The organism is uncultured Pontibacter sp. (assembly GCF_947492645.1).
In the GTDB taxonomy this organism is placed as follows: domain Bacteria; phylum Bacteroidota; class Bacteroidia; order Cytophagales; family Hymenobacteraceae; genus Pontibacter.
In genome coordinates this window covers 642,819-667,861 of record NZ_CANLMZ010000008.1, presented here as the reverse complement: position 1 = coordinate 667,861, position 25,043 = coordinate 642,819, and the positions used below count along the sequence as shown (strand labels likewise).

Genomic DNA, 25,043 nt, shown 5'->3' with positions numbered 1-25,043 from the left:
AAAGCAACAGCATCCATTTTTCGAAAAGAGTTTCATTACTATGAAAGCAGATATAGCTATAGATAACAAACACCCAATGCCCGTAATAGGCCTGGTAGAGTGGTTCAGGCCCGGAGAGTATGAGCACGTAAAGGAGGTGTTAGCTGATTTAAAAAGACTGGGTGTAACAGAACTCCGTACTGGTGTGTCGTGGGCCGATTATTATACACCCGAGGGTAAAGACTGGTACGATTGGCTGATACCTACGCTGGCAAAAGAAGTAAATTTGCTGCCCTGCTTCCTATACACGCCTCCCTCTATCGGGGAAAAACCTCGCACCTCTTCTCCTCCAAAGAACAAAAAAGCTTATGCCGATTTCCTGGATATGTTTATCACACGCCATGGCGAGCACTTTGAGTGGGTGGAGCTTTGGAACGAGCCAAACAACCAGATAGAATATGATTTTACCCACGACTACGGCTGGACAAAGTTTGCCGAGATGATAGGAGGTGCAGCCTACTGGTGCAAGCAGCGCGGCAAAAAAACGTTGTTGGGCGGTATGAGCCCGATAGACCCTAACTGGCTGCAGGTAATGTTTGAGCGTGGCGTAATGCAGCACATAGATGCTGTAGGAATACACGGCTTCCCGTATGTGTTCGACCAGATGTGGGACGGCTGGGAAGAGAACATCAAAGCGGTGCGCGAAGTGCTGGACCAGCATAACTGCAAAGCAGAACTATGGATTACAGAAGCCGGCTTCTCTACCTGGCAGCACGACGAATACAAGCAACTGCAAGAGTTTAACGAAGTGCTGAAGGCTGATGCAAGCCGCGTGTACTGGTATAGTATGAATGACCTGGATGCAAGCTTGCCTACAGTTGCCGGCTACCACCTGGATGACAGGGAATATTACTTCGGCTTAAAAAGAGCAGACGGCACAACAAAACTACTTTACCGCCTGTGGGCAAAGCACGGCATCGAGAAACTGGGCCAGCTGGACTTTATAAAGCGAACCGCACATGCCGCATCAGAGCCTTATACTTTGATAACCGGTGGTGCTGGCTTTGTAGGCACCAACATGGCAAAGCGGCTTTTAGAGCAAGGCAAGCGTGTAATGATTTTTGACAGCCTGTGTCGCGATGGCGTGGAGCAAAACCTGCAATGGCTGCACGAGAACTACAGCGATAAGCTTGAAGTATACATCGGCGACATACGCGACCAGCAGGCCGTAAGGCTGGTGATGAAAAACGCGGAGCAGGTGTTTCACTTTGCGGCGCAGGTGGCCGTAACTACCTCTCTTAACCTTCCCGTAAACGATTTCGAGATCAATGCCCGCGGTGTTATAAATGTGCTGGAGGCGATCAGGGAGCAGGACAACCCGCCGCCGCTGGTGTTTACCTCTACAAACAAAGTATACGGCGGCCTCGAAGACCTCAGGTTTATTTCGAATGGGTCGCGTTACAATCCGGAAGATGCCAGCATCAAGAAGTATGGCATTTCTGAGGAACGCCACCTCGACTTTCATAGTCCGTACGGTTGCTCAAAAGGTGCCGCTGACCAATATGTGATAGATTATGCCCGCACCTATAACCTGCCAATGGCCGTGTTTAGGATGAGCTGTATCTATGGCCCGCACCAATACGGAAACGAAGACCAGGGGTGGGTAGCCCATTTCGCCATCAAAGCGATTGAAGGTGATCAGGTAAATATTTATGGCGATGGCAAGCAGGTACGCGACATACTTTTTGTAGAAGATCTGGTAGATGCTTTCCTGCTCGCACAGGAGCACATGCCAAGTATAAAAGGGCAGGCTTTCAATATTGGAGGCGGCCCGGATAATACAGTAAGCCTGCTGGAGCTGCTTAAAACGATTGGCCGCTTTAAAGGTGAAGCTGTACCGCTTAAATTCGGAGACTGGCGATCCGGCGACCAGCATTATTATGTATCCGATACGCGCAAATTCCAGAAGGCCACCGGCTGGTATCCAAAGCATAACGTGCAGGAGGGCATAGCCAAGCTTTATAAGTGGCTGTGCGAGAACAGAGGTTTTGAAGTGCCTGAAAATATCCTTATCAAAATAGAAAAAGAATCTGAAGTACTTAATAAAGTAGCTGTAGCCTGATATGCAAAACATACTTACTGCAGAAGAGAAATCTGTAGAAAAAACACCCCGAAAATCAATGGAAGCCGCGGTTGTTACGGCACCACAAAGTATAGAAGTTCAGGAAGTAACGCTGCCCGAACCACAGAAAGGGCAAGTGCGCCTGCGGTTGGAAGGCTGCGGCGTATGTGCCTCCAGCATACCTGTTTGGGAAGGGCGCGATTGGTTTACTTACCCGCTAGCAGCAGGCAACCCCGGCCACGAAGGCTGGGGTGTAGTTGATGCAGTTGGCGAAGGTGTTGATAATATCAAGCCAGGTGATCGAGTAGCCGCTTTGTCTTACAATGCCTTTGCCAAGTATGATGTAACTGATGCAGACAAAGTAGTAAAGCTGCCGGATGCATTGGCGGGTAAGCCATTTCCGGGAGAGCCGCTAGGCTGCGCCATGAACATCTTTAAGCGCAGCGATATCAGCGCCGGCCAGACAGTAGCCATACTTGGCATTGGTTTTCTGGGAGCGTTGCTGGTGCAGCTGGCCAAAAATGCCGGCGTTAAAGTAATTGCCATTTCGCAAAGAGAATTTTCATTGGATGTGGCCAAAGAATCTGGCGCCGATGAGTTCATCAGAATGGATGATCATTATAAAATTATCGAAAAAGTGAAGGAACTGACCAACGGAAAGTTCTGTGAACGCGTAATAGAGTGCACCGGAAAAGAATGGCCGCTAAACCTGGCTGGCGAGCTCTGTGCCGAACGCGGCAAACTCATTATCGCCGGCTTCCACCAGGATGGCATGCGGCAGGTAAATATTCAGCTCTGGAACTGGCGCGGGCTTGATGTGATCAATGCCCATGAGCGCGACCCTCAAATGTACATACAAGGTATAAAAGATGCCGTAACGGCAGTAGAGCAAGGGGTTATCAACCCTGACAAGCTTTACACCCATACTTATACTTTAAATAATATAGATAAAGCATTCGGGCAGCTGACGCAACGCCCTGACGGGTTTGTAAAGGCCCTTATTACATACTAAGCAATGCAGGAAACTATACTTGAAAACGGAACGGCTGTTACAGCTTCTTCTTCATCTTCTTCTAAACCCAAGCTGGGCTTTTTGGGCGTTGGCTGGATTGGCCGAAACCGCATGGAGGCAATAGCTAACAAAGGTGCTGGCGAAGTGGCCTTTATCTCGGATACCGCTACCCAGAATGCTGAAGAAGCCATAAGAAGTGCCCCCGAAGCAAAACAGGTAAACTCGCTGGAGGCCATGCTGCAGGAGCCGGAGGTGGATGCCATTGTAATAGCCACGCCAAGTGCCTTCCATGCAGAGCAAAGTATACTTACGTTAGAGGCCGGTAAAGCCGTCTTTTGCCAAAAGCCACTAGGCCGCAACGTAGAGGAAACCAAGCGTGTGGTAGAGGCGGCGCGGGCACAGAACAAGCTGTTGGACGTAGACCTGTCTTACAGGTTTACCGCAGCCATGCAGCAAGTATACAACGTAGTGCAAAGCGGTGACCTGGGGCAGATCTATGCTGTCGAGCTAGTATTCCACAACGCTTACGGGCCTGATAAAGCCTGGTTTTACGAGCAGAAACTTTCAGGTGGCGGCTGCGTGATAGACTTGGGCGTGCACCTGGTAGACTTGGCCTTGTGGAGCCTTAACTTCCCTGAGGTGAAACAGGTACACAGCCAATTATTTGCCAAAGGCAAACCCATAAGTATGGCTGAGGGCAAGGTAGAAGACTATGCCACGGCAAGTATAGAACTGGAAGGTAACACGCACGTGCAGCTAAGCTGCTCCTGGAACTTACCAGCCGGCCAGGAAGCCATCATCAGCGCCACGTTTTACGGCACCGAGGGAGGCGTAGCCTTCAAAAATATAAATGGCTCTTTCTACGATTTTGTGGCAGAACGCTACTACGGTACCAAAACAGAACAACTGTGCGCACCGCCAGACGAATGGATGGGACGTGCCGGCGTTGTGTGGGCCGAGCGTGTTGCAAAAGGAGAGGGCTTCGATGAGAAAGCAGATCAATTTATTAAGGTAGCAGAAGTATTAGATAAAATTTACGGAAGATAAGATTATGGAAGCACATCACCCTTCAAAAATATTGATGACGGCAGACACAGTAGGCGGCGTCTGGAATTATTCGCTGGAGCTAATTAAAGCCCTGGCAGCATTTAAAACCGAAGTAGCGCTGGCTACCATGGGCGCGCCTTTAACCGAAGAGCAGCACCGGCAAGCCGAAGAAATAGACAACCTTACGGTATATGAAAGCAGTTTTAAGCTGGAGTGGATGGAGGATGCCTGGGATGATGTGGAGAAAGCCGGAAAGTGGCTACTGGATTTAAAAGAACAGGTGCAGCCGGACCTGGTGCACCTAAACAGTATGGTGCATGGCGCTTTGGATTTTGGAGTGCCAACTGTAGTGGTGGTTCATTCGTGTGTGCTGTCGTGGTGGAAGGCCGTGAAAGAAGAAGATGCGCCTCAAAGCTGGAAAAAGTATAAGGAGTTAGTAACAAAAGGTTTGCAGGCAGCCGATATGGTTGTAGCCCCAACGCAGGCCATGATGAACCAGGCAACCGCACTTTACGGGCCATTTAAGAGAAGCGCTGTTATTTACAATGGCCGTGGGCAGCATGGCTTCCAGTTTGGTAAAAAAGAGCCTTTTGTGTTTAGCATGGGCCGCGTCTGGGACGAGGCTAAAAATATCTCGATGCTGGCGCACATTGCCTCAGAGCTAAGCTGGCCGGTATATATTGCCGGCGACGATAAACACCCAGCAACCGGTAAAACAGTAGAACTGGAGAACGTGCACTTCCTGGGGCAGTTATCCGAAAAAGAAGTATCAGACTGGCTTTCCAGGGCATCTATTTACGCGTTGCCTGCCAAGTATGAGCCGTTTGGCTTAACAATTCTGGAGGCGGCCATGTCGGGTTGTGCTTTGGTGGTTGGCAAAACAGATAGCCTGATAGAAGTATGGGGCAATGCCGCAAAGTATGTCAATCCGAATAGTGCCGATGAGCTTTGCGATAGCATTAAAAGCTTGATCGCCGATGAGTTCTCAAGAAATATCATGGCCTGCCGTGCCGTTAAACGCTCTCATGGGTATGCCGCTACGCCTATGGGCCAGGATTACGACCACATTTACCGCCAGATAATGAAGCAGACTGTAACGGTTTAATTTTGAACGATTAAATTAATGGGAATCAGGCGCTTGCCATTGATGCGTGTTTCAGCAACAGCTTAAACAGCTTTAGCCTAAATAACAGTAATAATCTGCTGTCAAGGAGGTTATTGGTCATAAGTCACAATAACGGCAGAGGCCAGATTCAAAACTTCCCAATCCAACAACAAATAACGAACAACAAACACCAAATGAATATCGTCCTTTTTTACCACTCCATACTGTCGGACTGGAACCACGGCAATGCACACTTTTTAAGAGGCATTGTAAAAGAGCTTGAAGGGCGGGGACACCAGGTGCAGGTATATGAGCCTGAAAATGGCTGGAGTTTACAGAACCTGGTAGAAGGCTACGGCAACGAAAAGCTGGACGAACTACAGCAATACTACCCTGGCATCAGCACTAATTTTTATAACCTCAAAAGTATGAAACTGGATGCCGTGCTGCGCAACGCCGACCTGGTGCTGGTACACGAATGGAACGAGCATGAATTGGTGAAGCGCATAGGCGAGCACCGTGCCAAAGCCGGCAAGTATAAACTGCTGTTCCATGATACCCACCACCGCGCCGTGACCGAGCGTGAAAGTATGGCCAAGTATGATTTAACGCATTATGATGGTGTATTGGCATTCGGGCAGAAGATACGCGATTTATACTTGCAGGAACGCTGGACCAAAAAAGCCTGGACCTGGCATGAAGCCGCTGATACCGCTGTGTTTTTTCCGCACGAGAGAAAAGCATACGAAGGCGACTTGGTTTGGATCGGCAATTGGGGCGATGAAGAGCGTACCGCAGAGCTGCATGAGTTTTTGATTAACCCGGTAAAAGAACTGGGCCTGAAAGCGAAAATCTACGGCGTCAGATACCCGGAACATGCGCGTAAGGCTTTAGCTGACGCTGGTATAGAATACGGTGGGTGGTTGCCGAACTATAAAGCCCCGGAAGAATTTGCAAAGTATAAAGTAACCGTACATGTGCCGCGCAGGCCTTATGTAGAGGCGCTGCCAGGTATTCCTACTATTCGTCCGTTCGAGGCGATGGCCTGTGGCATACCGCTCATTTCTTCGCCCTGGGATGATGCTGAAAATCTGTTTACTCCAGGCGAGGACTTTTTGGTTGCCAGAACAGGAGAGGAAATGAAGCAGCACCTGCAAGCCATTCTTAACGATCCGCAAAAAGCCTGCGAAGTTTCGGGCCGCGGTTTTCATACCATCCACAGCCGCCATACCTGCGCCCACCGTGTAGATGAACTGGAGAAAGTATGTGAGCAGTTGGGTATAAGCGAAGCAAAAATCTATCTCACCACAAAAGAGCAAGCCCTCCATGAAGAGTAAAAAACTGAACATCGCTTTCTTTGGATCCAGTTTAGTATCTGCTTACTGGAACGGTGCCGCCACCTATTACCGTGGCATAGTGCGTGCCCTGAGTGAGCGTGGCCACCAGGTTACTTTTTACGAGCCTGATGCCTACAACCGCCAGCAAAACCGCGACATAGACGACCCGGACTGGGCAAAAGTAGTGGTGTACGAGGCTACAGAAGAAGCAGCCTACAAGTGTTTAGAAGATGCCAAAGAGGCCGACATGGTAGTAAAAGCCAGCGGCGTGGGTGTGTTCGATGAACTGCTGGAGCGTGAGGTACTAAAGCTGCAGACCGATGAGCGCCTGGTGGTGTTTTGGGATGTAGATGCCCCTGCTACCTTAGATCGTGTGCACAACAACCCGAACGATCCTTTCCTGCAGCTGATCCCGCAATACGACATGATTTTAACCTACGGCGGAGGCGACCCTGTGGTAAATGCTTATGAAGCGTTGGGAGCAAAAAAATGCGTGCCGATCTATAATGCCCTGGATACGGCTACACACTTCCCAGTCGGTCCGGACCCTAAGTTTGATGCCGATCTTGCCTTTTTAGGAAACCGTTTACCAGACCGTGAGGCCCGCGTAGATGAGTTTTTCCTGAAGCCGGCGGCGCTGGAGCCGAACAAGAAATTTATCATCGGCGGCAGCGGATGGGGCGATAAGCAGATGCCGGATAATGTAACCTACATCGGCCACGTATATACCAACGACCACAACGCCTTTAACTGCACGCCAAAAGCCGTGCTCAACATCAGCCGCGAAAGTATGGCACGCTACGGTTTCTCGCCGGCCACACGCGTATTCGAGGCAGCCGGTGCAGGTGCCTGCATCATCACCGATTATTGGGAAGGCATCAGTTTCTTTTTTGAGCCGGATAAGGAAATTTTGGTAGCCAAAGACGGAGCCGAAGTTGCTGCCATACTTGCCAACCTGACCGAAGAAAAAGCAAAAGCAATCGGAGAAGCTGCGTATAAGAAAGTACGATCGGCGCATACCTACAACCATAGGGCTGAGCAACTCGAGAAACTGCTTTATTCTAAAGTAAAACAACCAAACGAAGCATTGGCATGAACATCGTTATACTAGGTTTATCGATCACCTCCAGCTGGGGCAATGGCCACGCTACTACCTTCAGAGGCTTGGTGCGAGAGCTGAATAACCAGGGGCACCAGGTATTGTTTCTGGAGCGCGATGTGCCGTGGTATGCCAACAGCCGCGACTTACCAAACCCGGAATACTGCCAGCTGGAGCTTTATACTTCGCTGGATGATCTTAAATCTCGCTTTACCGAGCAGGTGCGCGAGGCAGATTTTGTAATGGTAGGTTCTTATGTGCCGGAGGGCGTGCAGGTAGGAGAGTGGGTGATCAAAACGGCCCAGGGCGTCAAATCCTTTTACGACATCGATACACCGGTTACACTGGCAAAGCTGGAGCGCGAAGACTACGAATACCTGCACCCAAACCTGATACCGAAGTATGATTTATACTTGTCGTTTACGGGCGGCCCAATGCTGGATGTGCTGGAAAAAAAGTATGGTTCACCAATGGCAAGGCCGCTGTACTGCTCTTTTGATCCAACGCTATACTATCCAGAGCTAACAGAGATAAAGTGGGACCTTGGCTACCTGGGCACATACTCCGACGACCGCCAGCCGCCGCTGGAAAAGCTGATGCTGGATGCGGCACGCCAATGGCCAGCAGGCAGGTTTGTAGTGGCTGGCCCGCAGTACCCGGAAAGTATAGAGTGGCCGGAAAACACGCAGCATATACACCACCTGCCACCAGCAGATCACAGGAAATTTTACAACAGCCAGCGCTTCACCCAAAATATTACCCGTGCCGATATGATAAAGGCAGGGTACTCACCGAGTGTGCGACTGTTCGAAGCGGCAGCTTGCTGTACGCCTATCATCTCAGATTACTGGGATGGTTTGGACAGTTTCTTCAAGATAGGCGAGGAAATACTAGTGTCACATTCTTCAAAAGACACACTAAAATATCTGCGCGAGATATGTAAGTCGGAACGAAAGCTGATTGGGGAGCGCGCACGACGAAAGGTACTGCAAAACCATACAGCTGCCCATCGTGCACAGGAACTGATAGCGTATTCCGAAAAATTGATGACGGTTAAGAAAATGAAAATTAATGCAGCCTCTGTTGCGGTTTAACCGTATCAAAAACATATCACGTGATAAAGGGTAGCCCAAACAAGGCGCCCTTTTTTATTTGTATCATTAGCCGCTGCACCTGCGTAAGCTGATACGAATTCGCTCATTAAATCACACAAAATTATAATGCAGCAAGAGATAACGCAGCTGGGCCCCTGGTTCCATAATTTACACCTTCCAAGCGGAGAGCAAACAGCACCAAATCATTTTTTAGGAGATTTCCCATACTTTAAATGGAAGGAATTGGAGCCAAACATACCCAAGGACCTGGCCGGTTGGGAAGTGCTGGATATTGGCTGCAACGCCGGGTTTTATAGTATAGAGCTGGCCAAGCGTGGGGCCAATGTGCTGGGCATTGATGTAGACCCGCACTACCTGCGCCAGGCAGCGTGGGCGGCAAAGCAGTTCGGTTTGGAAGACAAGATAGAACTTAAACAGGTGCAGGTATACGATGTGGCGCGCCTGGACCGCCAATTCGACTTGATCTGGTACATGGGTGTACTTTACCACCTGCGTTACCCACTACTTTCATTGGATATACTTGCGCAGAAGTGCCGCAACATGATGGTGTTCCAAACCCTGACCATGCCCGGAAAAGAGGTAGCCAACGTACCCGATGATTTTGAAATAAACGACCGCCAGCGCATGCTCGAAGCGGGCTGGCCCAAAATGGCCTTTATCGAGAAACGCATGGCCGGCGATATTACCAACTGGTGGGCACCTAACCATGCTGCCATCGAAGCGATGCTGCGGTCCTGCGGGTTTAAGGTAAAGTTGCAACCGGGGCATGAGTTATACATCCTGGAAGTGGATGAGGCGCTAAAGCAGCAACAGGAATGGAACATATCAGAGTATCTGTCTGCTACCGGCCAGGACTGGCAGGAGGCTGTAAAAGCCAAAGTAGCCGAAAAGAACACTTATATGGTTAACCAGAACGGGCAAAAATAAAGTATGAGTATAGAGGCAAAATCAACCAAACTGCAAATAAAGTATAGGTTTGGCTTAATGCTTTGAACTGTAATAGTTTATGTGCTGAATTTTTTTAACTCTCTTTAAAAGCTTTTTCAACCCATAGCATCGCCGCGCTTGCTGCAGAGTAAGTGTGGCTTTTTTTACGTCGATTAATTTAACTTGCAAGCATGTCTGCAAACAAACACACCCCAAGTACAAAGCACTGGAAAGTGCTCAAATCCGAATTGGTTTTTGATGAGAAATGGTACAAGCTGCGCCGCGACGAAGTGGAGTTGCCAAATGGAAAGGTAATGGATGATTACTACGTGAGCGTACGACCAAACGTGGTGCTTACTTTTCCGGTTACCAAGGATAACGAAGTAATATTTGTGCGGCAGTACAAACATGCGGCAGCCGGTGTTTTTATAGAACTGCCCGGTGGCGTTGTTGATGACCATGAAAAGCATCCGGAGGCAGCAGCAAAACGTGAACTGCTGGAAGAAACCGGTTATACTTCGGATGATGTGGAGCTGGTGGCAGAAGTAATTGATAACCCCACCAAAGACACAAACAAGATATTTTTTTACCTGGCCCGCAATGCCTACAAAATAGCTGAGCAGGACCTGGACGAAAGCGAAAATATAGAAGTATTAAAAGTACCGCTAGCTGATATAGAGAGTTTGGTACTGAGTGGGAAAATATGTGTATCTGGCTCCGTAGCGCTTTGCCTGCTGGCGTTAAGAAAGCTGGGCAAGTAAACCTATTTTCGCATACTTTATTTAGTGGAACACTAATCTGATTAAGTTGAAGAACAGAGTTAGTTTGCATTATTTTGTCATCCTGAAAGGATCTTGTGAGCAAGCCGCATCAGCTAACCTCCCTTCTGCCAGGTTTCTTCCAGAATGACAATTCGCTTTTATACTTTAATATAATGCTGTACTCGGACTTGTATTGTGGTATCTATGTATTTATTAAGCTATCAACTAAAATGAAGAGATCCTTACACTACTTTCTGCTGAGCATGCTGGTTATTATGTGCGCCTGTACTAAAGAGAGGGATACCCCCGAGCCTGAAGAAATTGGAGCAGGGGCTAAATGCATTGTTACAGAAATAAGGACTGAGCACATAAACAGCGGAATAAACAACAGCCTTAGCAAGTTTGAGTATGACGAGCAAAAGCGGCTAATAGCTTTGACTGAATTTCTTGCCCAAGACTATACTGCATACTATACTTTTAAATACAACAGCAACGGAAAGTTAGAACAGCGCGAACTAACATTTACAGAGGGCGGAGCAACAGAATATTATACTAACTATAACTACAATATTGCTGGCAATATGATAAAGAGCGAGACTTTCAGTAAAGGCTCCTCGCCGGAACGCCTGCAAGAGAGGGTCTTATATACTTACAATAGCGAAAATTTACCCATACAAGAACGCAGGTTCAATTATTATTCAAACACACCGTTAACTTTTCATCGTAATTTCCATTATACTAATGGCTTAATGACCAAAGTTGAACTTGTAGATGCGAATGAGGTAATGTATGCAGAAGAATTTATAAGCTATAGCAACCATCAGATTCCCTATAATGGCGATGACGCATACAAAAAGACGATCATAGGTGTGGGGTATCCCTTTAAATACTTTATCTCAAACCTAATTCAGAATGATAAAAATGGTAATGTGCAACAGAGTGGTTCATATACTGGCCATTTTACAATAATGCCTGATGGGAAGTTAGCAACTTTTACTAGATCCTATCAAGATGGTAAGGGTATAAGTTCGCATTATACTTACAAATGCGAGTAATGCAATTCCACGGCAGGAGCTACCTTTAGCAAACTTACCGTACTTTTAACCAAAAGCATCTTGGAGGGGACTTATTAGTCCCCATTTTTTTAGATTGATTTCTGCTGTAATCTTATTACGTTAGTATAATTCAGGAACTCCTGAAACAAAGTTGATGTTGTGTTTGTACATTAAATGTATGTACATTAAATTTGTGCTTCAAAGAAGCAAAGATTAAAAATATTCAAAGTATGAATCCGACATCAACAGAAAATAAAATAGCAGTACATAACCTAATAGAGAAACGTTGGAGCCCAAGAGCTTTTGCTGATACTCCGGTAGAGCAGGAGCAACTGGAGTCGCTGTTTGAGGCGGCTCGATGGGCCCCATCTGCCATGAACGAACAGCCCTGGCGCTTTATTTATGCCACTAAAGAAGATAAAGAAGCCTATGATCGCCTGTTAAGCTGCCTGGTAGAGGCAAACCAGGTATGGGCACAAAATGCACCTGTGCTTTTTGTATCGGTTGCTAAAAATGCGTATGACTTTAACGGGAGCCCGAACGCGTTTGCGTGGCACGATGTAGGGATGGCAACTGCCAACCTTTTATTGCAAGCCACAGAGCTTGATTTGCATGTGCATATGATGGGCGGTTTTAATGCAATCAAGGCGCGCGAGGTATTAGGCATTCCGGAAGACTTCGGGCCTGTAGCGATGGGTGCTGTAGGTTATGTAGGGGATCCGGAGCAATTGCCAGAGCAGCTAAAAGCCAGAGAGCTTTCGCCGCGCGAGCGTAAGCCACTAAGCGAGATTGTATTTAACGGTAATTGGGAACAGAAATAATAGAAGCTATGAGCAAAAAAGTGATTCATAAAGCAAACACACGCGGCCATGCAAACCACGGCTGGCTAAACTCTTACCACAGTTTCAGTTTTGCCAGTTACTATGACCCAGCGCGTATGGGCTTTGGCCTGTTGCGCGTGCTTAACGATGATACCGTAGCACCGGGTATGGGTTTTGGCGCGCACCCCCACGATAACATGGAGATTGTTTCTATACCATTAGCTGGCGAACTGGCTCATAAGGACAGTACCGGTAACGAAAAGACAATCCGAACAAACGAAGTGCAGATTATGTCGGCGGGTACCGGTTTAACGCACTCTGAGTATAACCACTCCAAAACGGATGAGGTAAAGTTTCTGCAAATATGGGTTTTTCCGAAAGAGCGCGACATCAAGCCACGCTACGACCAAAAAGCCTTTAACCCGGAAGATCGCCAGAACAAGCTGCAAACGGTGGTATCGCCGGATAAGAATGATGATGCCATCTGGATAAACCAGAATGCTTGGTTTACCCTAGGATCTTTAAAACCGGGCTTTTCGGAAGAGTACAAACTGCACAATCCCGAGCATGGTGTATATGCTTTTGTGCTGGAAGGCGAGGTAGAAATAGATGGCAAAAAATTAAGCAAGCGTGATGGTATGGGAATATCAGAAGTGGCTGGTTTTTCGATAAAGGCCAGCGCTGATGCAGAGCTGCTTCTGATGGAAGTCCCGATGAAATAAAACGCTTAAGTCGTCTGAATTTAAAGCCCGGTAGTACAAGCTGCCGGGCTTTTCTTTTTCATTTAAAGCATCAGTTGTATACGTAAATCAACCTAAGTCATTTGCTGCCGTTTAGTTATCTACACAAGACTGAAAAGCTATGGAACAAGAAGAAACCGTTTTACTCAAAGATTATACTAACGAAGAAAAGGGTGCCTATCTGGCTACCCTGGCAGCATTTGCTTCTGTTGATGGCCATGCCTCGGAAGAGGAGCTGCAGTTCCTTCAAATTTTAAGTGAAGCTGCTGAGCTGCCGGAAAATGTACAGGATGAAGTTATTGTTATTGCCAAAAATCCCTCACAGATAAATCTGCAAAAGTGCCTTGATGTACTTAAAAAAAGTGAGTTACGCTTTCCGTTTATAACAGATATTATAGCCTTTGCCAAAGCAGACGGCCAGTACACAGCCGATGAGCAAAAGTATATCAAAGATGTTGCTAATTACCTGCAGGTAGACGAGAAGCAGTACAGCATTCTGGAAGATTACGTGAACAAAGCGGAAGACGCACAAAAGCACGGCGAAGACCCCACATCAAACTCGTTTCTGAACAAGAGCGGCTTTGGCGATATGTTTAAGAATGCCGGTATTTCTCCGGGCATGGTAAAAGGTATGCTTGGTGTTGTGGCCCCTTTGGTAATTGCCGGTATGATGAGCCGCGGTGGCAGAAGAAGAGGTGGTATGATGGGCGGTATGGGTGGCTTAGCCGGTGGGGGTTTGCTTGGCGGCTTATTAGGAGGCATGATGGGAGGTGGCGGTATGATGGGAGGCGGATCCCGCAGGTCCGGCATGGGGTCCATGGCCTCTATATTAGGTGGCCTTAATGGCAGGCGCGGCTACGGCAGCATGGGTTCCGGCGGACTTGGCAGTTTGCTGGGTGGTATACTTGGAGGCCGTCGTAGTGGCTGGTAAACTGTCAGAGCTGGAACCGGAGGTGCTTATTCCTCTAGTTCCAGCTCTGGCAGGCGGCGCAAATCTTCTTCATGCAGTAACCCGCGCACCAGTTTGTCTCGAATCACGAAAGTTAGAACCGCCTGCATTTGCCTCTCCTGGTAAGCATGATGCCATGCCTTCTGATGTGCTGCTTTATACTTCTGTTAGAACGAGTGCCGCATATTTTGTAGATTAACAAAGTATAAAAGCAAGTATAAGAATGTTTAAAAACTCCATACTGGCTCTGATAGTTGCTCTTGGCTTGCTATCGTGTCAGCAGCAAGTACAGCAGACCTCTGGTGCTACCCAAGCACAGGCACCTGAAAACAAAGTATACTACCCCGGTAAAGGCGACAACTGGGAAAAGAAAAGCCCTGAAGAGCTTGGCTTAGATGCCACGCTTTTACAGCAGGCCGTAGAATGGGCCAAAACGCAGGAAACAACCCAGATACAAAAAGACTTTTCTACCCAAAAAAGAGATCTTTGGTGAGCCACTTGGGCCCTTACCTGCAACAAGAGCCAACACTAACGGCATCATACTTAAAAACGGTTACATCGTAGCTGAGTGGGGCGATACCAAAGCCGTAGATCCAACCTATAGTGTGGCCAAAAGCTTTCTGTCAACTATACTTGGCCTTACTATAGATAGAGGGATGATACAAAGTATAAACGACCCTGTGGCTAAGTATATAAAAGATGGTGGCTATAGTTCGGAGCATAACGGCAAAGTAACCTGGGAGCACCACTCGCGCCAGACCAGCGAATGGGAAGGTGAACTGTGGGGTAAGAAGTATGATTTTATAGGCAAAGAAGCTTTTGGCCGCGGAGAGCGCAAACCACGGGAGTTACAGGAACCGGGCAGCTTTTACGAGTATAATGATGTACGCATTAACCGTTTTGCCTTGTCGTTGCTGCGTTTATGGGAGAAACCTTTGCCGGAAGTGTTGGAAGATGAAATAATGGACCCGATCGATGCTTCTGAAACATGGAGGTGGGTACCTTACCGCAATTCTATAGTGGAGATAAACGGAAAGCAAATGCCATCGGTAAGCGGCGGCACCCGTTGGGGCGGCGGCCTCTGGATAAGTGCCCGCGACGAAGCACGATTTGGCTACCTGTTCCTGCGCAACGGCCGCTGGAAAGATAAGCAGCTGATATCTGAGCAATGGGTGAAGGAAGCTACTACGTCTCGTGGTACTGTTGGCCCGGACTACGGCTACCTGTGGTGGCTTAACACCGAAGGTAAAGCCTAGCCCGATGCCCCCACCACCAGCTATGCAGCTTTAGGCGCCGGTCAGAACACCGTGTGGGTAGACCCGGAACATGACATCGTCATTGTCTGGCGCTGGCATAACGGCAACCCGAATGAATTAATAAAGCGGGTGTTGGCTGCGGTGAAGGAGTAGGTTTTTGAGTGTTTATTGATAATTGTTGAGTATAAGTTCTATAAATGGATGAAGAGAACCTAACCCAATAGCAGACTGTCCCCTTGAGGGGACTACAGGGGTGTAATCGTTCCCAAACTATATCCAGCATACTTACTAATCCGAAAAGTAGCTAACCTTGGCAAAAAACAGGATCATACCATACAGGGAAGACTTAAAGGCGAAAGCACGTGAATTAAGAAAGAACAGCACGCTGTCTGAGATCTTATTGTGGAAGGAAATAAAGGAGAGAAAGCTTCTAGGCTATCAGTTTCACCGCCAGGTACCCATACTGGATTTTATAGTTGACTTTTACTCCCATGAGCTTCAGTTAGCAATAGAGATTGATGGCGATAGCCATAATCAAAATTATAACTATGATGTTGGACGCCAGAGTGAATTGGAACAGTATGGTGTGCAGTTTTTGAGGTTTGATGATAAGGAAGTAAAAAGGGATATGAACAATGTTTTGAGAACGATAGAGACTTGGGTTTTAGATAAGCAGCGGGCACTTTGATGAGTTTAAATTTCCTGTGCACGATTACACCCCTGTAGTCCCCTCAAGGGGACAATCTGTCTTCTGGGAGTTGAGTGTAAGTTGTTTCATATTGTTCACGCTCGCGCCATAGCCACTTAAAACAAAAAAGCGGCTGCCCCAATAGAGCAACCGCTTTTTTGTACTTTATACTTTCAATCAATTAGTGGCGGCAAGTGCAATGCTCACCGGCGATACCTTCAAAGCGGGTATCGGTACCTTCGTGCCAGTCAAAGGCAGTGGCGGTGCGGCTGTTTTCCCACCAGAACTTGCCCGGCTGCTTGTTATAGTTGCCGATCTCAGCCATAGTTGCGGCATCGTACAGGCGACCATTCACCATCGTATACTTCACATGCTCGGTGTTCTGTATGTTCTCCAGCGGGTTCTGGTCCAGCACGATCAGGTCGGCAAGTTTACCGGCTTCAAGTGATCCGATCTCCTTGCCCATGCCAATGTACTCAGCACCATTTAGCGTTGCAGCGCGAAGGGCTTCCAGGTTGGTCATGCCGCCTTGCTGCAGCATCCATAGTTCCCAATGGGCACCTAAGCCTTGCAACTGTCCGTGGGCACCCAGGTTTACTTTTACACCCGACTTAGCCAGTTTTGTAGTTGCTTCTGAAGTCAGGATGTGTCCATTCTGGTATTCTTCGTCAGGCACTAGCGTAACGCGACGAGAGCGGCCATCAATTACAGAACGAGGTGTGAATTTCAACAGGCGCTCCTTTTCCCATGCGTTGGTTTTCTGGTACCAGTAGTACTCTCCGGAGTTACCGCCATAGTTCACGATCAGGGTAGGCGTATAGCCTGTTTCAGAAGCTTTCCATACATCCACCACGTCTTTGTAAAGTGGGGCAACAGGTATGTTGTGCTCAATACCAGAGTGACCGTCCAGGATCATGCTCATGTTGTGGAAGAACGTAGAACCACCTTCCGGCACTACCGTCATATCCAGTTCGCGGGCAGCCTGAATTACCTGCTGGCGCTGCTCACGACGTGGCTGGTTATAGCTCTTCACCGAGAAACCGCCAACCGCTTTAATGCGGCGCAGGTGCGAACGGGCATCGTCCAGACTATTTATCACAGCTTTAAAATTGCCATCAGCACCATACAGGATCGTACCAGTAGAGTAAATACGCGGCCCGATCATCTTACCGGCTTTCACGGCTTCCGACTGGCTGAATACCATTTCGGTTGTCGATGATGGGTCGTGGGTAGTAGTTACGCCGTAAGCCAGGTTGGTATAGTATGACCATTGCTTCTGTGGGCTCATACCGTTACGGAAAGTACCCAAGTGTGCATGCACATCCACTAAACCAGGCATAATCGTTTTTCCGGCAGCGTCAATCACTTTCGCATCTTTCGGTATAGTTACACCTTTGCCAACAGCTACAATGCGGTTGCCATCTACCACAATCGTTCCGCCTTCAATCACTTCATCGCCTTTCATAGTAATGATGCGCGCGTTCGTGAAAGCTACTTTACCTTCTGGTGTATCCGTTTTCAGCACCAGTCCGATCTTCGTGCCGGTAGTATCAATCGCAGGAAGTTTATCCGGAGCTCCTTCTACAAACGAGAAGCGGTTCTTGATGTCATTAGAGAAATACTCGTCGCCCAGTACCCAGTTCACTTTTTTGCTGTCGCCTGACCAATGGATGCTTGTGCCTGCATCGCGTGTGAAGCGTGCAACCGGAACAGCTTTGGTTTCAGCGCTTAGCTCCATACCAGAACCGTTGGCCGTAAACGGAACTACAAAGCCGTTAAACAGCTCTACAAAGGCCAGCCATTTGTTGTCCGGGCTTGGGTAGAACTGGTCGGTATACTTCGAAGTATAATGTGTCTGCTCTTCTTTGCCGTTCAGGTCTACAGATTTAAAGGCAGATTTGCCACCTTCGTACCCTGTAAAGAAAATACGGTCTGAGTTTGCGTTAAACTGTGGCGAAGAACCGCTTTTCTGCACGAATGTCGGGTTTTTGCCTTCGGCTGTCATGTAGTAAATACCACGCTCGTTGCCGTGTGCGTAACCCATGTGGTTGTTGCCGCCTTCTTTGTTGTAAACTATAAACTTACCGTTCGGCGAGAACGATGCATTGGTATAGAAACCTTTCTCAGATGTAAGTTTAGTTGGCTTGGCGTTCTTCTTACGGATATCCAGCTTCATCAAAGCACTATAGTTATCGTCGTTCCAGGTAGAGTAAACGATTGATTTTCCGTCTGGTGAGAAGGCTGGGTAAAACTCGAAATCAGTACCTTTTGTAATGCGCTCTGGCTTACCGTTTGGCAGTTCTTTTTTGTAGATATGGCCGGCAGCGTTAAACACTAAAATTTTACCATCCGGGGAAGTTACAGCATGGCGGATTGCTTTGGCTGTAAACTCCTTCGGCGATACACCACCGTTCTTACTGAAGTCGTGGCGTACCACATCAGCAATGTAATGCGTAGCCGTGGCTTCAAAAGGGATGTTGGTTACTTTCTGGTTGGCAACATCAATCTTGTTGATCTTACCGTTGGCCCAATACACAATGCTTTTATTGTCTGGAGTCCAGGAGAAAGACGGGTATACCCCGAAGATTGCCCATGATTCCTGCTGGTCTTTGCTCAGGTTATCGGTTAGCGGCCATTGCTCGCCGGTTTTCAGGTCCTGCACAAACAGCACCGATTTGGTACGTACACGGCGTACAAACGCAATATGCTTCCCATCGCGAGAGATGGTAGGGCGTACAGAGCCACCATTACCGGTAACTATATTTTCTATCTCTCCTGTGTTACGGTCTACTCTGCGGATAACATAGATCTGGCCGTTCGGGTCTTTGTTGTACTCAAACGTAGAGCCGCCACTCATGTCTTCAGAGTAGTAAACATACTTACCGTCTGGTGATACAAAAGGCTCACCGGCATCCTGCTGGTCATTTTTACGCTTGGTCAGCTGCACGCCTGCACCACCTGTTCTATGGTACATCCACATTTCGCCGGCACCCAGCGAGCGGGTGTTGGTAAAGTGCTTGCGCGCGATTAGGTACTGGCCGTCTGGTGTCCAGACAGCGTTATTCAATAATCTGAAGTTCTCTTTTGTTACCTGTGTAGCATCAGAGCCATCACGCTTCATGATCCAGATGTTGTCGCCGCCACCTGCATCCGAGGTAAAGGAAATGAACTTACCGTCGGGGCTGAAACGTGGCTGGACTTCGTATGGTCGGCCTGTGCGTAGCAACTTGGCTTTGCCACCTGAAATAGGCATAATGTAGATATCGCCGAGCATATCGAACACAATCTCTTTGCCATCCGGACTTACGTCCAGGCTCATCCAGGTGCCTTCGTCGGTGGTTACGGTTACTTCTTTTTCGGTGCTGTGAGCAGCATCCACAGTCCATTTCTTGTCATCTTTTTTGTCCTGGGCTAATGCGTTGCTTAAGGGTAAAGCCAGCGCCGCCACCAGGGCCATACTTAGGTAAGTACGTTTATTCATGATAGGGTGAATTTGATTAGTCGTTAACCAAAGATACTAAATAACCTGCAGAAAAGGGAATTGCTTTTGTAGTAGCCACTTAAGTATAGTATAAGTATACTACCAGCACTATAGGCTACGAATGTAGTATAGCAGGCGCGGTTGTTAAAACGACATTTGCCCGTACCGGTAAAACTCCGGCCCCATGCCTATAACAATATACTTTTTATCAGTTACTTTAAAAGCAGAACCTGGGCGGAGGTAAAAACCATAGTCACGGCCTGTGAGGGTGCGATATAGCGGCGTGGCTTTATAAGTGCCATTGGCATGCACATTAACTATAACAGGCGTTTTTAAAGTTGATGTATGGCCGGATAGTGCAATGTGAGCATCAGGCTTAAAATTGTATTCAAAGTTTAGGTAAAGGAGCCTTAGCGTATCATCCACGATGGCAGAAAAGTAGGAGCGGATGGTGTTCTGTTTGTTAATGCCGCTCTGCAATTTATTTATGCTAATGGTAAAGGCCATGGAGCCATCCTGTTGAAGCCTTGTGATGATGATATCATTGTTATGATACACAAGCGTGCCCGCCCTGTTTTCGGTGATACATACTTCCCCTAACAAGTATAAACTGCCATCCTTATCCTGGATTACCTTGTCTAAATGCAGGTTACGGAGGCGCTGGCTATTATCAAAGTCAGGTTTAAAACGCTTATACTCTGTGGTAAAGCTTTTAGTGAATGGTGTGTAACTTGTAAGCATACTCTGGAGGTTGTGCTTTTCCAGGCGGTATAAAAAAGTACCTACAGGTTCTGGGTTTTGGCTTGCCACAGAGTTGGACGGCGACATAAAGCCGGTAACAAGTACATGGCCATCGGGTGTAGCAGCCAGCTTTGCTCTAAGAGGGCGGTAGTTTATATTCCCTAAAACCAGTTCGCTACTGTTGCCTGTCTGCCTTTCGAATTTATACAAATGGTAAGCTGTAGTAGCCGGGGCTGCAGCCGGCGCTTGCAAGAGCAGGTAGGTAGTGCCGTCGTTTTGTACCAGCAAGTCCTCTACATCGCCTTTAGCTGGTACACTTCTTCTCCAGCGTCTGCTCAACTCGTTGGTGAGTAAGGTAAGGGAGTGGTTTTCGGGGCCCGTTATTAAGATGGCCAGAGCCGCATCATTTGCTGAGGTTGCTAAAAGTATGTTGCCCTCTTCCGGGCTTTGTGCAAGTACAGCTATGGTTGGTTCGTAGTTGCCATTGTGATGAATTTTCTGGACATACACCCGGGTTATGCCTTCCGAGGCGGTGCTGGAGAACATAAATAAATTCTCGTTTATCATCTTGACACTCTCAAAGGCGGCATCGTGTCCATCGGGAGTTTTGGGAAGTAATGCGGTAGTCCAGAAACGCCTGTTTTGCGGGCTGTAATGCTCTAGCGTAATTTGTTTGTTTACCTGGTAAGTAGTGAAAAAGCCATCTTCATCAACCCCTACTATTTTCATGTTCTCCAGCTGCCCAAAATTGCGCTTTATTTTTTCGCCCCAGCTAAAGCGGGGTTCCTGAGAAATAACTGTGGTTGAGTAAAGGAGGAGTAATATATATACTATTAATAATTTCATTATACTTTATACTTTTCTTATACGTAAGAGAAATGTTAAAGTATAAAAAAAAGTATAGCCCCTGTTAGGAGCTATACTTAAATTGAACTGGTTATAAATTTATTGTACCTGAGATTTATCTACACGTGTAGGAGTTTCTTTCCCATTAACCACGTTTTTAGATGCCAGCGCAATAGCTTTAATCATGTTAGTCATGTGAGCCATGTCGAGCATCTCAAACTCATCGTTTACAGTATGGTAGGTTTTATCCTGGTCTATCTGCACCGAAGAGATGGTGTGTGCCGGAACGCCTAAACGTGCCAAAGTGGCATTATCGGAACGGTAAAACAGGTTTTGCTCCGGGTATGGGTCCGGGTGTATGCTGTAGGTGGTGCCTTTTAAACTTTTCTGCATCAGCTCGCCCAGGTTAGAGCGCTCAAAGCCGGTTAAGTAGGCGCTGTTTGGCCCGAACTTAGAGGGCTTGCCTACCATTTCGATGTTATACATGGCTACGATCTCATCTGGGTTAAGCTGCTCAGAAAAATGTCTGGAGCCGTAACCCCCGATTTCCTCAGCTGCAAAGGCCACAAATAAAATGCTGCGCTCCGGCTTGCCTTGTTTTTTAAAGTGCTTTGCCAGCATCATCATGGCTGTTGTGCCCGAGGCATCATCGTCTGCACCGTTGGCTATACTGTCTCCGTCTAGTGGGCGCTGTATACCAATGTGGTCGTAGTGGCCAGAAAATACAACATATTCGTTTTTGCGCTTGCCTTCAATCATGGCACCTACGTTTGTTAGCTGCAGGTTTTCTATGTTGTTTTCTACGGTTACATTGTAGGCAGAAGGGGCACTTAGCTCGGTTAAGGCAAAAACTCTGCTATGGCCTTTGCCCGTATCCTTCAAAACAGCGCCTCTGCGCAGGTAACGCTGGTAATTCGTGAAAATGGCGCTGTGCTTCGGGTGAATCAAGACCAACACATCGGCCTCCATCTTGCCAACTCTTCCGAAGGCTTCTCTAAAATCATCAGTTTCAGAGATGGCTACTACCTGTGTAGTACCTCCGTTTTGCCAGTTAAGTTTTTGGTGGCTTGTGCTGGCAACTATTTTGTCTGCGGCAAGTTCTTCACCGTTCAGCGATACTTTAAGTGTGGCCGGCGTAACACGGTATACTTTAAAGGTCTGCTTAAAATCAACCTCTCCAGGTAGTGGCTTTAGCTTCGTTTTAGCGAATTCGCTGGCTATAAAATCAGCGGCTTTATCGCCGCCGGCCGTAAATGAGGCGCGGCCCTGCATATCGTCGTCACTTAGCGTTTTAATAAGGCGCGTTACTTCAGGCTCCGTAACACCTTTCACTTTTTGTGCCTGCACCACGCCGCCCATACATAGGGCAGCCAGCGCAAGGGCCGTAATTTTAACTTTAGTCATAGTAGATAAGATTAACAGATTTTGTGTAGTTTGAGCTGTAGCTGCCAATGCGGCGTCAGTATCGTATTTTAAAACTCTAATATACCTGTTTTTTATGGATACCCAACCCAAAGTTGATTGGCTAAAGTTGCTACTTTATGTTGTTCTGGTAGCGGCACTTCTGTACTTTGGGCGAAACCTGTTTATCCCGTTAAGCTTTTCGCTTCTCATCAGTTTTATACTTTACCCCGTGTGCAAGTGGCTGGAGCGTAAAAAGCTGCCGCGATGGGCTGCCATTGGCACTTGCCTGCTGCTGCTGTTGGGGGCGGTTGGGGCAGTTGCGTGGCTGCTGATAAGGCAAATGATCAGTTTTACAGCCGAGTGGCCCGGGCTGGAGGCGAAACTGATAGCCATCTGGGAAAACATCAGCTCCTACCTCGAAAGCAATTACAGCATAGAATCCGGCAGGCAGAAAGAATGGTTGCAGGGTATAGCCTCTGATGCGGCCTCTACTGCTTTTGGAGTAGTGCAGGGGGTAATCTATACTTCTGCGGTAAGTATGGTGCTGCTACTTTTGATACCTGTTTACATCGCGCTTATACTTTACTACCGCGAGCAGCTTGCCAAAGCACTTTTCCTGCTGTTCCGGGAAACCGAGCAGCAAAAAATACGGCAGATACTGCAGGAGACAATCATCACTTATTACAACTTTATAAAAGGCATGGCGATTGTGTACCTGGTGGTGGCTGTCATGAATAGTGTCGGTTTGCTGGTGCTGGGCATTCCGCATGCGATCTTTTTTGGTGTGGTGGCATCGGTGCTTACGTTTATACCTTATGTGGGCATTACAATTGGTGCTATACTGCCAATGGCTGTTGCCTGGGTAACCTACGATAGCATCTGGTATCCGCTTGGGGTAATCCTTGTGTTCGGAGTGGTGCAGTACCTGGAGGCAAACCTTATTTTTCCGTGGGCGGTAAGCTACAGGCTGCGCGTAAACATGCTGTTCACTTTGCTTGCCATTGTGGCCGGGGGTATACTTTGGGGTGCGTCTGGCATGATTCTGTTTATCCCGTTCCTGGCTATACTTAAGCTCATCGCCGACAAGCATGAGCAAATGCAGGTTGTGTCTATTCTGCTCGGAAACGAAAAGCAGCAGTTATGATTATCCATCAGATCAAGACTTTGTTTCCCACTCCCGGCGCAGCAGGCTGTATACTTCCAGGTCGTGGAACTGGCCATTGCTGAGCAGTTCGCCATCACGTTCCAGGCCCTCGAAAGTAAAATTCAGTTTTTTAGGGATGCTGTTGCTGCGCGTGTTGCCAACTCCAACTTTTATCTGAACCCGGTTCATCTGCATCTGCTCAAAAGCATACTTTACCAGGGCCGCACAACTGCGCACCATAATGCCTTTCTGCTGCTGGCTCTCGATTAACCAATATCCGATTTCGAGTTTCAGGTTAATTAAATCGATGCCTTTATAGCCGATCACACCAACGGCATCTCCCTGGTACAGTACCACAAAAACAAGGTCTGAGAAATTGCCATCCGCCGTTACAGCCTTCAAAAAAGCTTCGGTATCAGCTATTTTTTTGCTGTGCGCTATAAATGGCAACCACTTGCCCAAAAAGTTTCTGTTCTTATCGATGAGGCTGAAGATGGCAGGCGCATCGGCAAGTGTAGCCTGTCGAAGATGCAGGCCTTCGGCAACAGGTATTTGTAGGGCGCTGGTAATGGTCTTCATAGTTGTGGATGATAAATTGAACGCGTTAAAGTAATCAGAGTCAATTTATATTTTGTGCCATTGGTAAGTATAGTTCACCGATAAAAAAAGCGGCAATGCAGCTGCTTTACGCCGTATCGCCACTTTAAATAAATTAATTTATCTGCTTCCGGAAACCGCCTTTGCTTCCCGGCTTTTTATTGCTGCTTTTTCCTTTGCTTCCAAAAGTGCCTGGTTTTTTGCCTCCAATCACCTTAGTAGCCTTTGCTGCTAACCCTTTCAGTTGGGTTACCTCGTCTGCGGTTAGCTCGCGGTATTCTCCGGGTTGTAGGTTGCCAAGCGTAAGCGGGCCTATACCTGGGCGTATCAAACGGAGGGTAGGGTAGCCCACGGCAGCTGTCATACGGCGCACCTGGCGGTTCATGCCCTGCGATATCTTGATTTCGATCCAGGAAGTAGGAATGTTTTTTCGGAAGCGGATAGGGGTGGAGCGTTCCCATACGTTTGGTTCCTCCTCCAGCAGTTGCACTTTAGCAGGGCTTGTCTTCGTACCTTTTATCAACACGCCTAACCGCAGGTTGGTGAGCGCTTCATCAGTTGGTATGCCATCTACCTGCACCCAATAGGTTTTCTCTATTTTAAACTGCGGATCGGAGAGGCGGTGCTGCAGCGTTTTGTCGTCGGTTAAAAGCACCATGCCTTCGCTGTCGTAATCGAGGCGGCCAACGGGGTAAATATTTGGCACAGGCACGTAGTCTTTAAGCGTTGCCCTGCCTGCTTCATCGGTAAACTGCGTGAGTACCTCGTAAGGTTTGTTAAGTATATAGTATTTCAATGCAAATGTGTTTTTAATGTA

The 25,043-nt window shown here is 47.7% G+C and carries 22 protein-coding genes; 17 read left to right on the top strand and 5 right to left on the bottom strand.

The features are described from left to right. Nucleotides 1-40: 40 nt before the first annotated feature. From Q1A23_RS13305 to Q1A23_RS13230, 16 genes are all read left to right on the top strand, one after another. Nucleotides 41-2,101 (top strand): GDP-mannose 4,6-dehydratase, encoded by a 2,061-nt coding sequence (locus Q1A23_RS13305; protein WP_299824096.1) that lies wholly within the window; start codon nt 41-43, stop codon nt 2,099-2,101. 1 nt (nt 2,102) lies between these two features. Beyond that, the gene (locus Q1A23_RS13300) at nt 2,103-3,113 is read left to right on the top strand and encodes a zinc-binding dehydrogenase (RefSeq protein WP_299824095.1); all 1,011 of its coding nucleotides are present in this window, start codon (nt 2,103-2,105) and stop codon (nt 3,111-3,113) included. Nucleotides 3,114-3,116: 3 nt separating this feature from the next. Next, nucleotides 3,117-4,160 (top strand): Gfo/Idh/MocA family oxidoreductase, encoded by a 1,044-nt coding sequence (locus Q1A23_RS13295; RefSeq protein ID WP_299824094.1) that lies wholly within the window; start codon nt 3,117-3,119, stop codon nt 4,158-4,160. A gap of 4 nt (nt 4,161-4,164) precedes the next feature. Continuing rightward, the gene (locus Q1A23_RS13290) at nt 4,165-5,265 is read left to right on the top strand and encodes a glycosyltransferase (protein ID WP_299824093.1); all 1,101 of its coding nucleotides are present in this window, start codon (nt 4,165-4,167) and stop codon (nt 5,263-5,265) included. Nucleotides 5,266-5,459: 194 nt separating this feature from the next. Further along, complete coding sequence (locus Q1A23_RS13285; RefSeq protein WP_299824092.1) at nt 5,460-6,602, top strand: glycosyltransferase; 1,143 nt, start codon at nt 5,460-5,462, stop codon at nt 6,600-6,602. After that, nucleotides 6,592-7,698 (top strand): glycosyltransferase, encoded by a 1,107-nt coding sequence (locus Q1A23_RS13280; RefSeq protein WP_299824091.1) that lies wholly within the window; start codon nt 6,592-6,594, stop codon nt 7,696-7,698. Before Q1A23_RS13285 ends, Q1A23_RS13280 begins: the two co-directional genes overlap by 11 nt. Continuing rightward, nucleotides 7,695-8,795, top strand: a complete 1,101-nt coding sequence (locus Q1A23_RS13275) for a glycosyltransferase (protein ID WP_299824090.1) — start codon at nt 7,695-7,697, stop codon at nt 8,793-8,795. The genes Q1A23_RS13280 and Q1A23_RS13275 overlap by 4 nt, the downstream gene beginning before the upstream one ends. A gap of 126 nt (nt 8,796-8,921) precedes the next feature. Then, nucleotides 8,922-9,743, top strand: coding sequence for a TIGR04290 family methyltransferase (locus Q1A23_RS13270; RefSeq protein WP_299824089.1), 822 nt, complete (start codon nt 8,922-8,924; stop codon nt 9,741-9,743). Nucleotides 9,744-9,934: 191 nt separating this feature from the next. After that, nucleotides 9,935-10,504, top strand: a complete 570-nt coding sequence (locus Q1A23_RS13265; RefSeq protein WP_299824087.1) for an NUDIX hydrolase — start codon at nt 9,935-9,937, stop codon at nt 10,502-10,504. A 230-nt stretch (nt 10,505-10,734) separates the two neighbouring features. Continuing rightward, nucleotides 10,735-11,559, top strand: coding sequence for a hypothetical protein (locus tag Q1A23_RS13260; protein WP_299824085.1), 825 nt, complete (start codon nt 10,735-10,737; stop codon nt 11,557-11,559). Between the two features lie 230 nt (nt 11,560-11,789). Next, nucleotides 11,790-12,380, top strand: coding sequence for a nitroreductase family protein (locus Q1A23_RS13255; protein ID WP_299824083.1), 591 nt, complete (start codon nt 11,790-11,792; stop codon nt 12,378-12,380). 8 nt (nt 12,381-12,388) lie between these two features. After that, the gene (locus Q1A23_RS13250) at nt 12,389-13,102 is read left to right on the top strand and encodes a pirin family protein (RefSeq protein ID WP_299824081.1); all 714 of its coding nucleotides are present in this window, start codon (nt 12,389-12,391) and stop codon (nt 13,100-13,102) included. Nucleotides 13,103-13,241: 139 nt separating this feature from the next. Beyond that, complete coding sequence (locus tag Q1A23_RS13245) at nt 13,242-14,051, top strand: TerB family tellurite resistance protein (RefSeq protein ID WP_299824079.1); 810 nt, start codon at nt 13,242-13,244, stop codon at nt 14,049-14,051. A gap of 241 nt (nt 14,052-14,292) precedes the next feature. Then, nucleotides 14,293-14,562, top strand: a complete 270-nt coding sequence (locus Q1A23_RS13240) for a hypothetical protein (RefSeq protein ID WP_299824078.1) — start codon at nt 14,293-14,295, stop codon at nt 14,560-14,562. Between the two features lie 112 nt (nt 14,563-14,674). Continuing rightward, a complete protein-coding gene (locus Q1A23_RS13235) occupies nt 14,675-15,325 on the top strand; it encodes a serine hydrolase (RefSeq protein ID WP_299824076.1) in 651 nt (216 codons plus the stop codon). A 310-nt stretch (nt 15,326-15,635) separates the two neighbouring features. Beyond that, the gene (locus tag Q1A23_RS13230) at nt 15,636-16,013 is read left to right on the top strand and encodes an endonuclease domain-containing protein (RefSeq protein ID WP_299824074.1); all 378 of its coding nucleotides are present in this window, start codon (nt 15,636-15,638) and stop codon (nt 16,011-16,013) included. A gap of 181 nt (nt 16,014-16,194) precedes the next feature. Here the strand turns inward: Q1A23_RS13230 and Q1A23_RS13225 are convergent, their stop codons facing one another. The 3 genes from Q1A23_RS13225 to Q1A23_RS13215 form a co-directional block, all read right to left on the bottom strand. Further along, nucleotides 16,195-19,494 (bottom strand): amidohydrolase family protein, encoded by a 3,300-nt coding sequence (locus tag Q1A23_RS13225; protein ID WP_299824073.1) that lies wholly within the window; start codon nt 19,492-19,494, stop codon nt 16,195-16,197. Between the two features lie 144 nt (nt 19,495-19,638). Then, the gene (locus Q1A23_RS13220; protein WP_299824072.1) at nt 19,639-21,081 is read right to left on the bottom strand and encodes a hypothetical protein; all 1,443 of its coding nucleotides are present in this window, start codon (nt 21,079-21,081) and stop codon (nt 19,639-19,641) included. 99 nt (nt 21,082-21,180) lie between these two features. After that, complete coding sequence (locus tag Q1A23_RS13215; protein ID WP_299824071.1) at nt 21,181-22,485, bottom strand: M20/M25/M40 family metallo-hydrolase; 1,305 nt, start codon at nt 22,483-22,485, stop codon at nt 21,181-21,183. Nucleotides 22,486-22,579: 94 nt separating this feature from the next. Between Q1A23_RS13215 and Q1A23_RS13210 the strand changes: the two genes are divergently transcribed. Continuing rightward, nucleotides 22,580-23,629, top strand: a complete 1,050-nt coding sequence (locus Q1A23_RS13210; RefSeq protein ID WP_299824070.1) for an AI-2E family transporter — start codon at nt 22,580-22,582, stop codon at nt 23,627-23,629. 12 nt (nt 23,630-23,641) lie between these two features. On the opposite strand, the gene Q1A23_RS13205 is transcribed toward Q1A23_RS13210, so the two are convergent. Next, nucleotides 23,642-24,208: a GNAT family protein gene (locus Q1A23_RS13205; RefSeq protein WP_299824068.1), complete on the bottom strand. Its 567-nt coding sequence runs from the start codon at nt 24,206-24,208 to the stop codon at nt 23,642-23,644. Between the two features lie 133 nt (nt 24,209-24,341). Further along, on the bottom strand, nt 24,342-25,022 hold the full coding sequence (locus Q1A23_RS13200) for a pseudouridine synthase (protein ID WP_299824067.1): 681 nt from the start codon (nt 25,020-25,022) through the stop codon (nt 24,342-24,344). Nucleotides 25,023-25,043 lie beyond the last annotated feature (21 nt).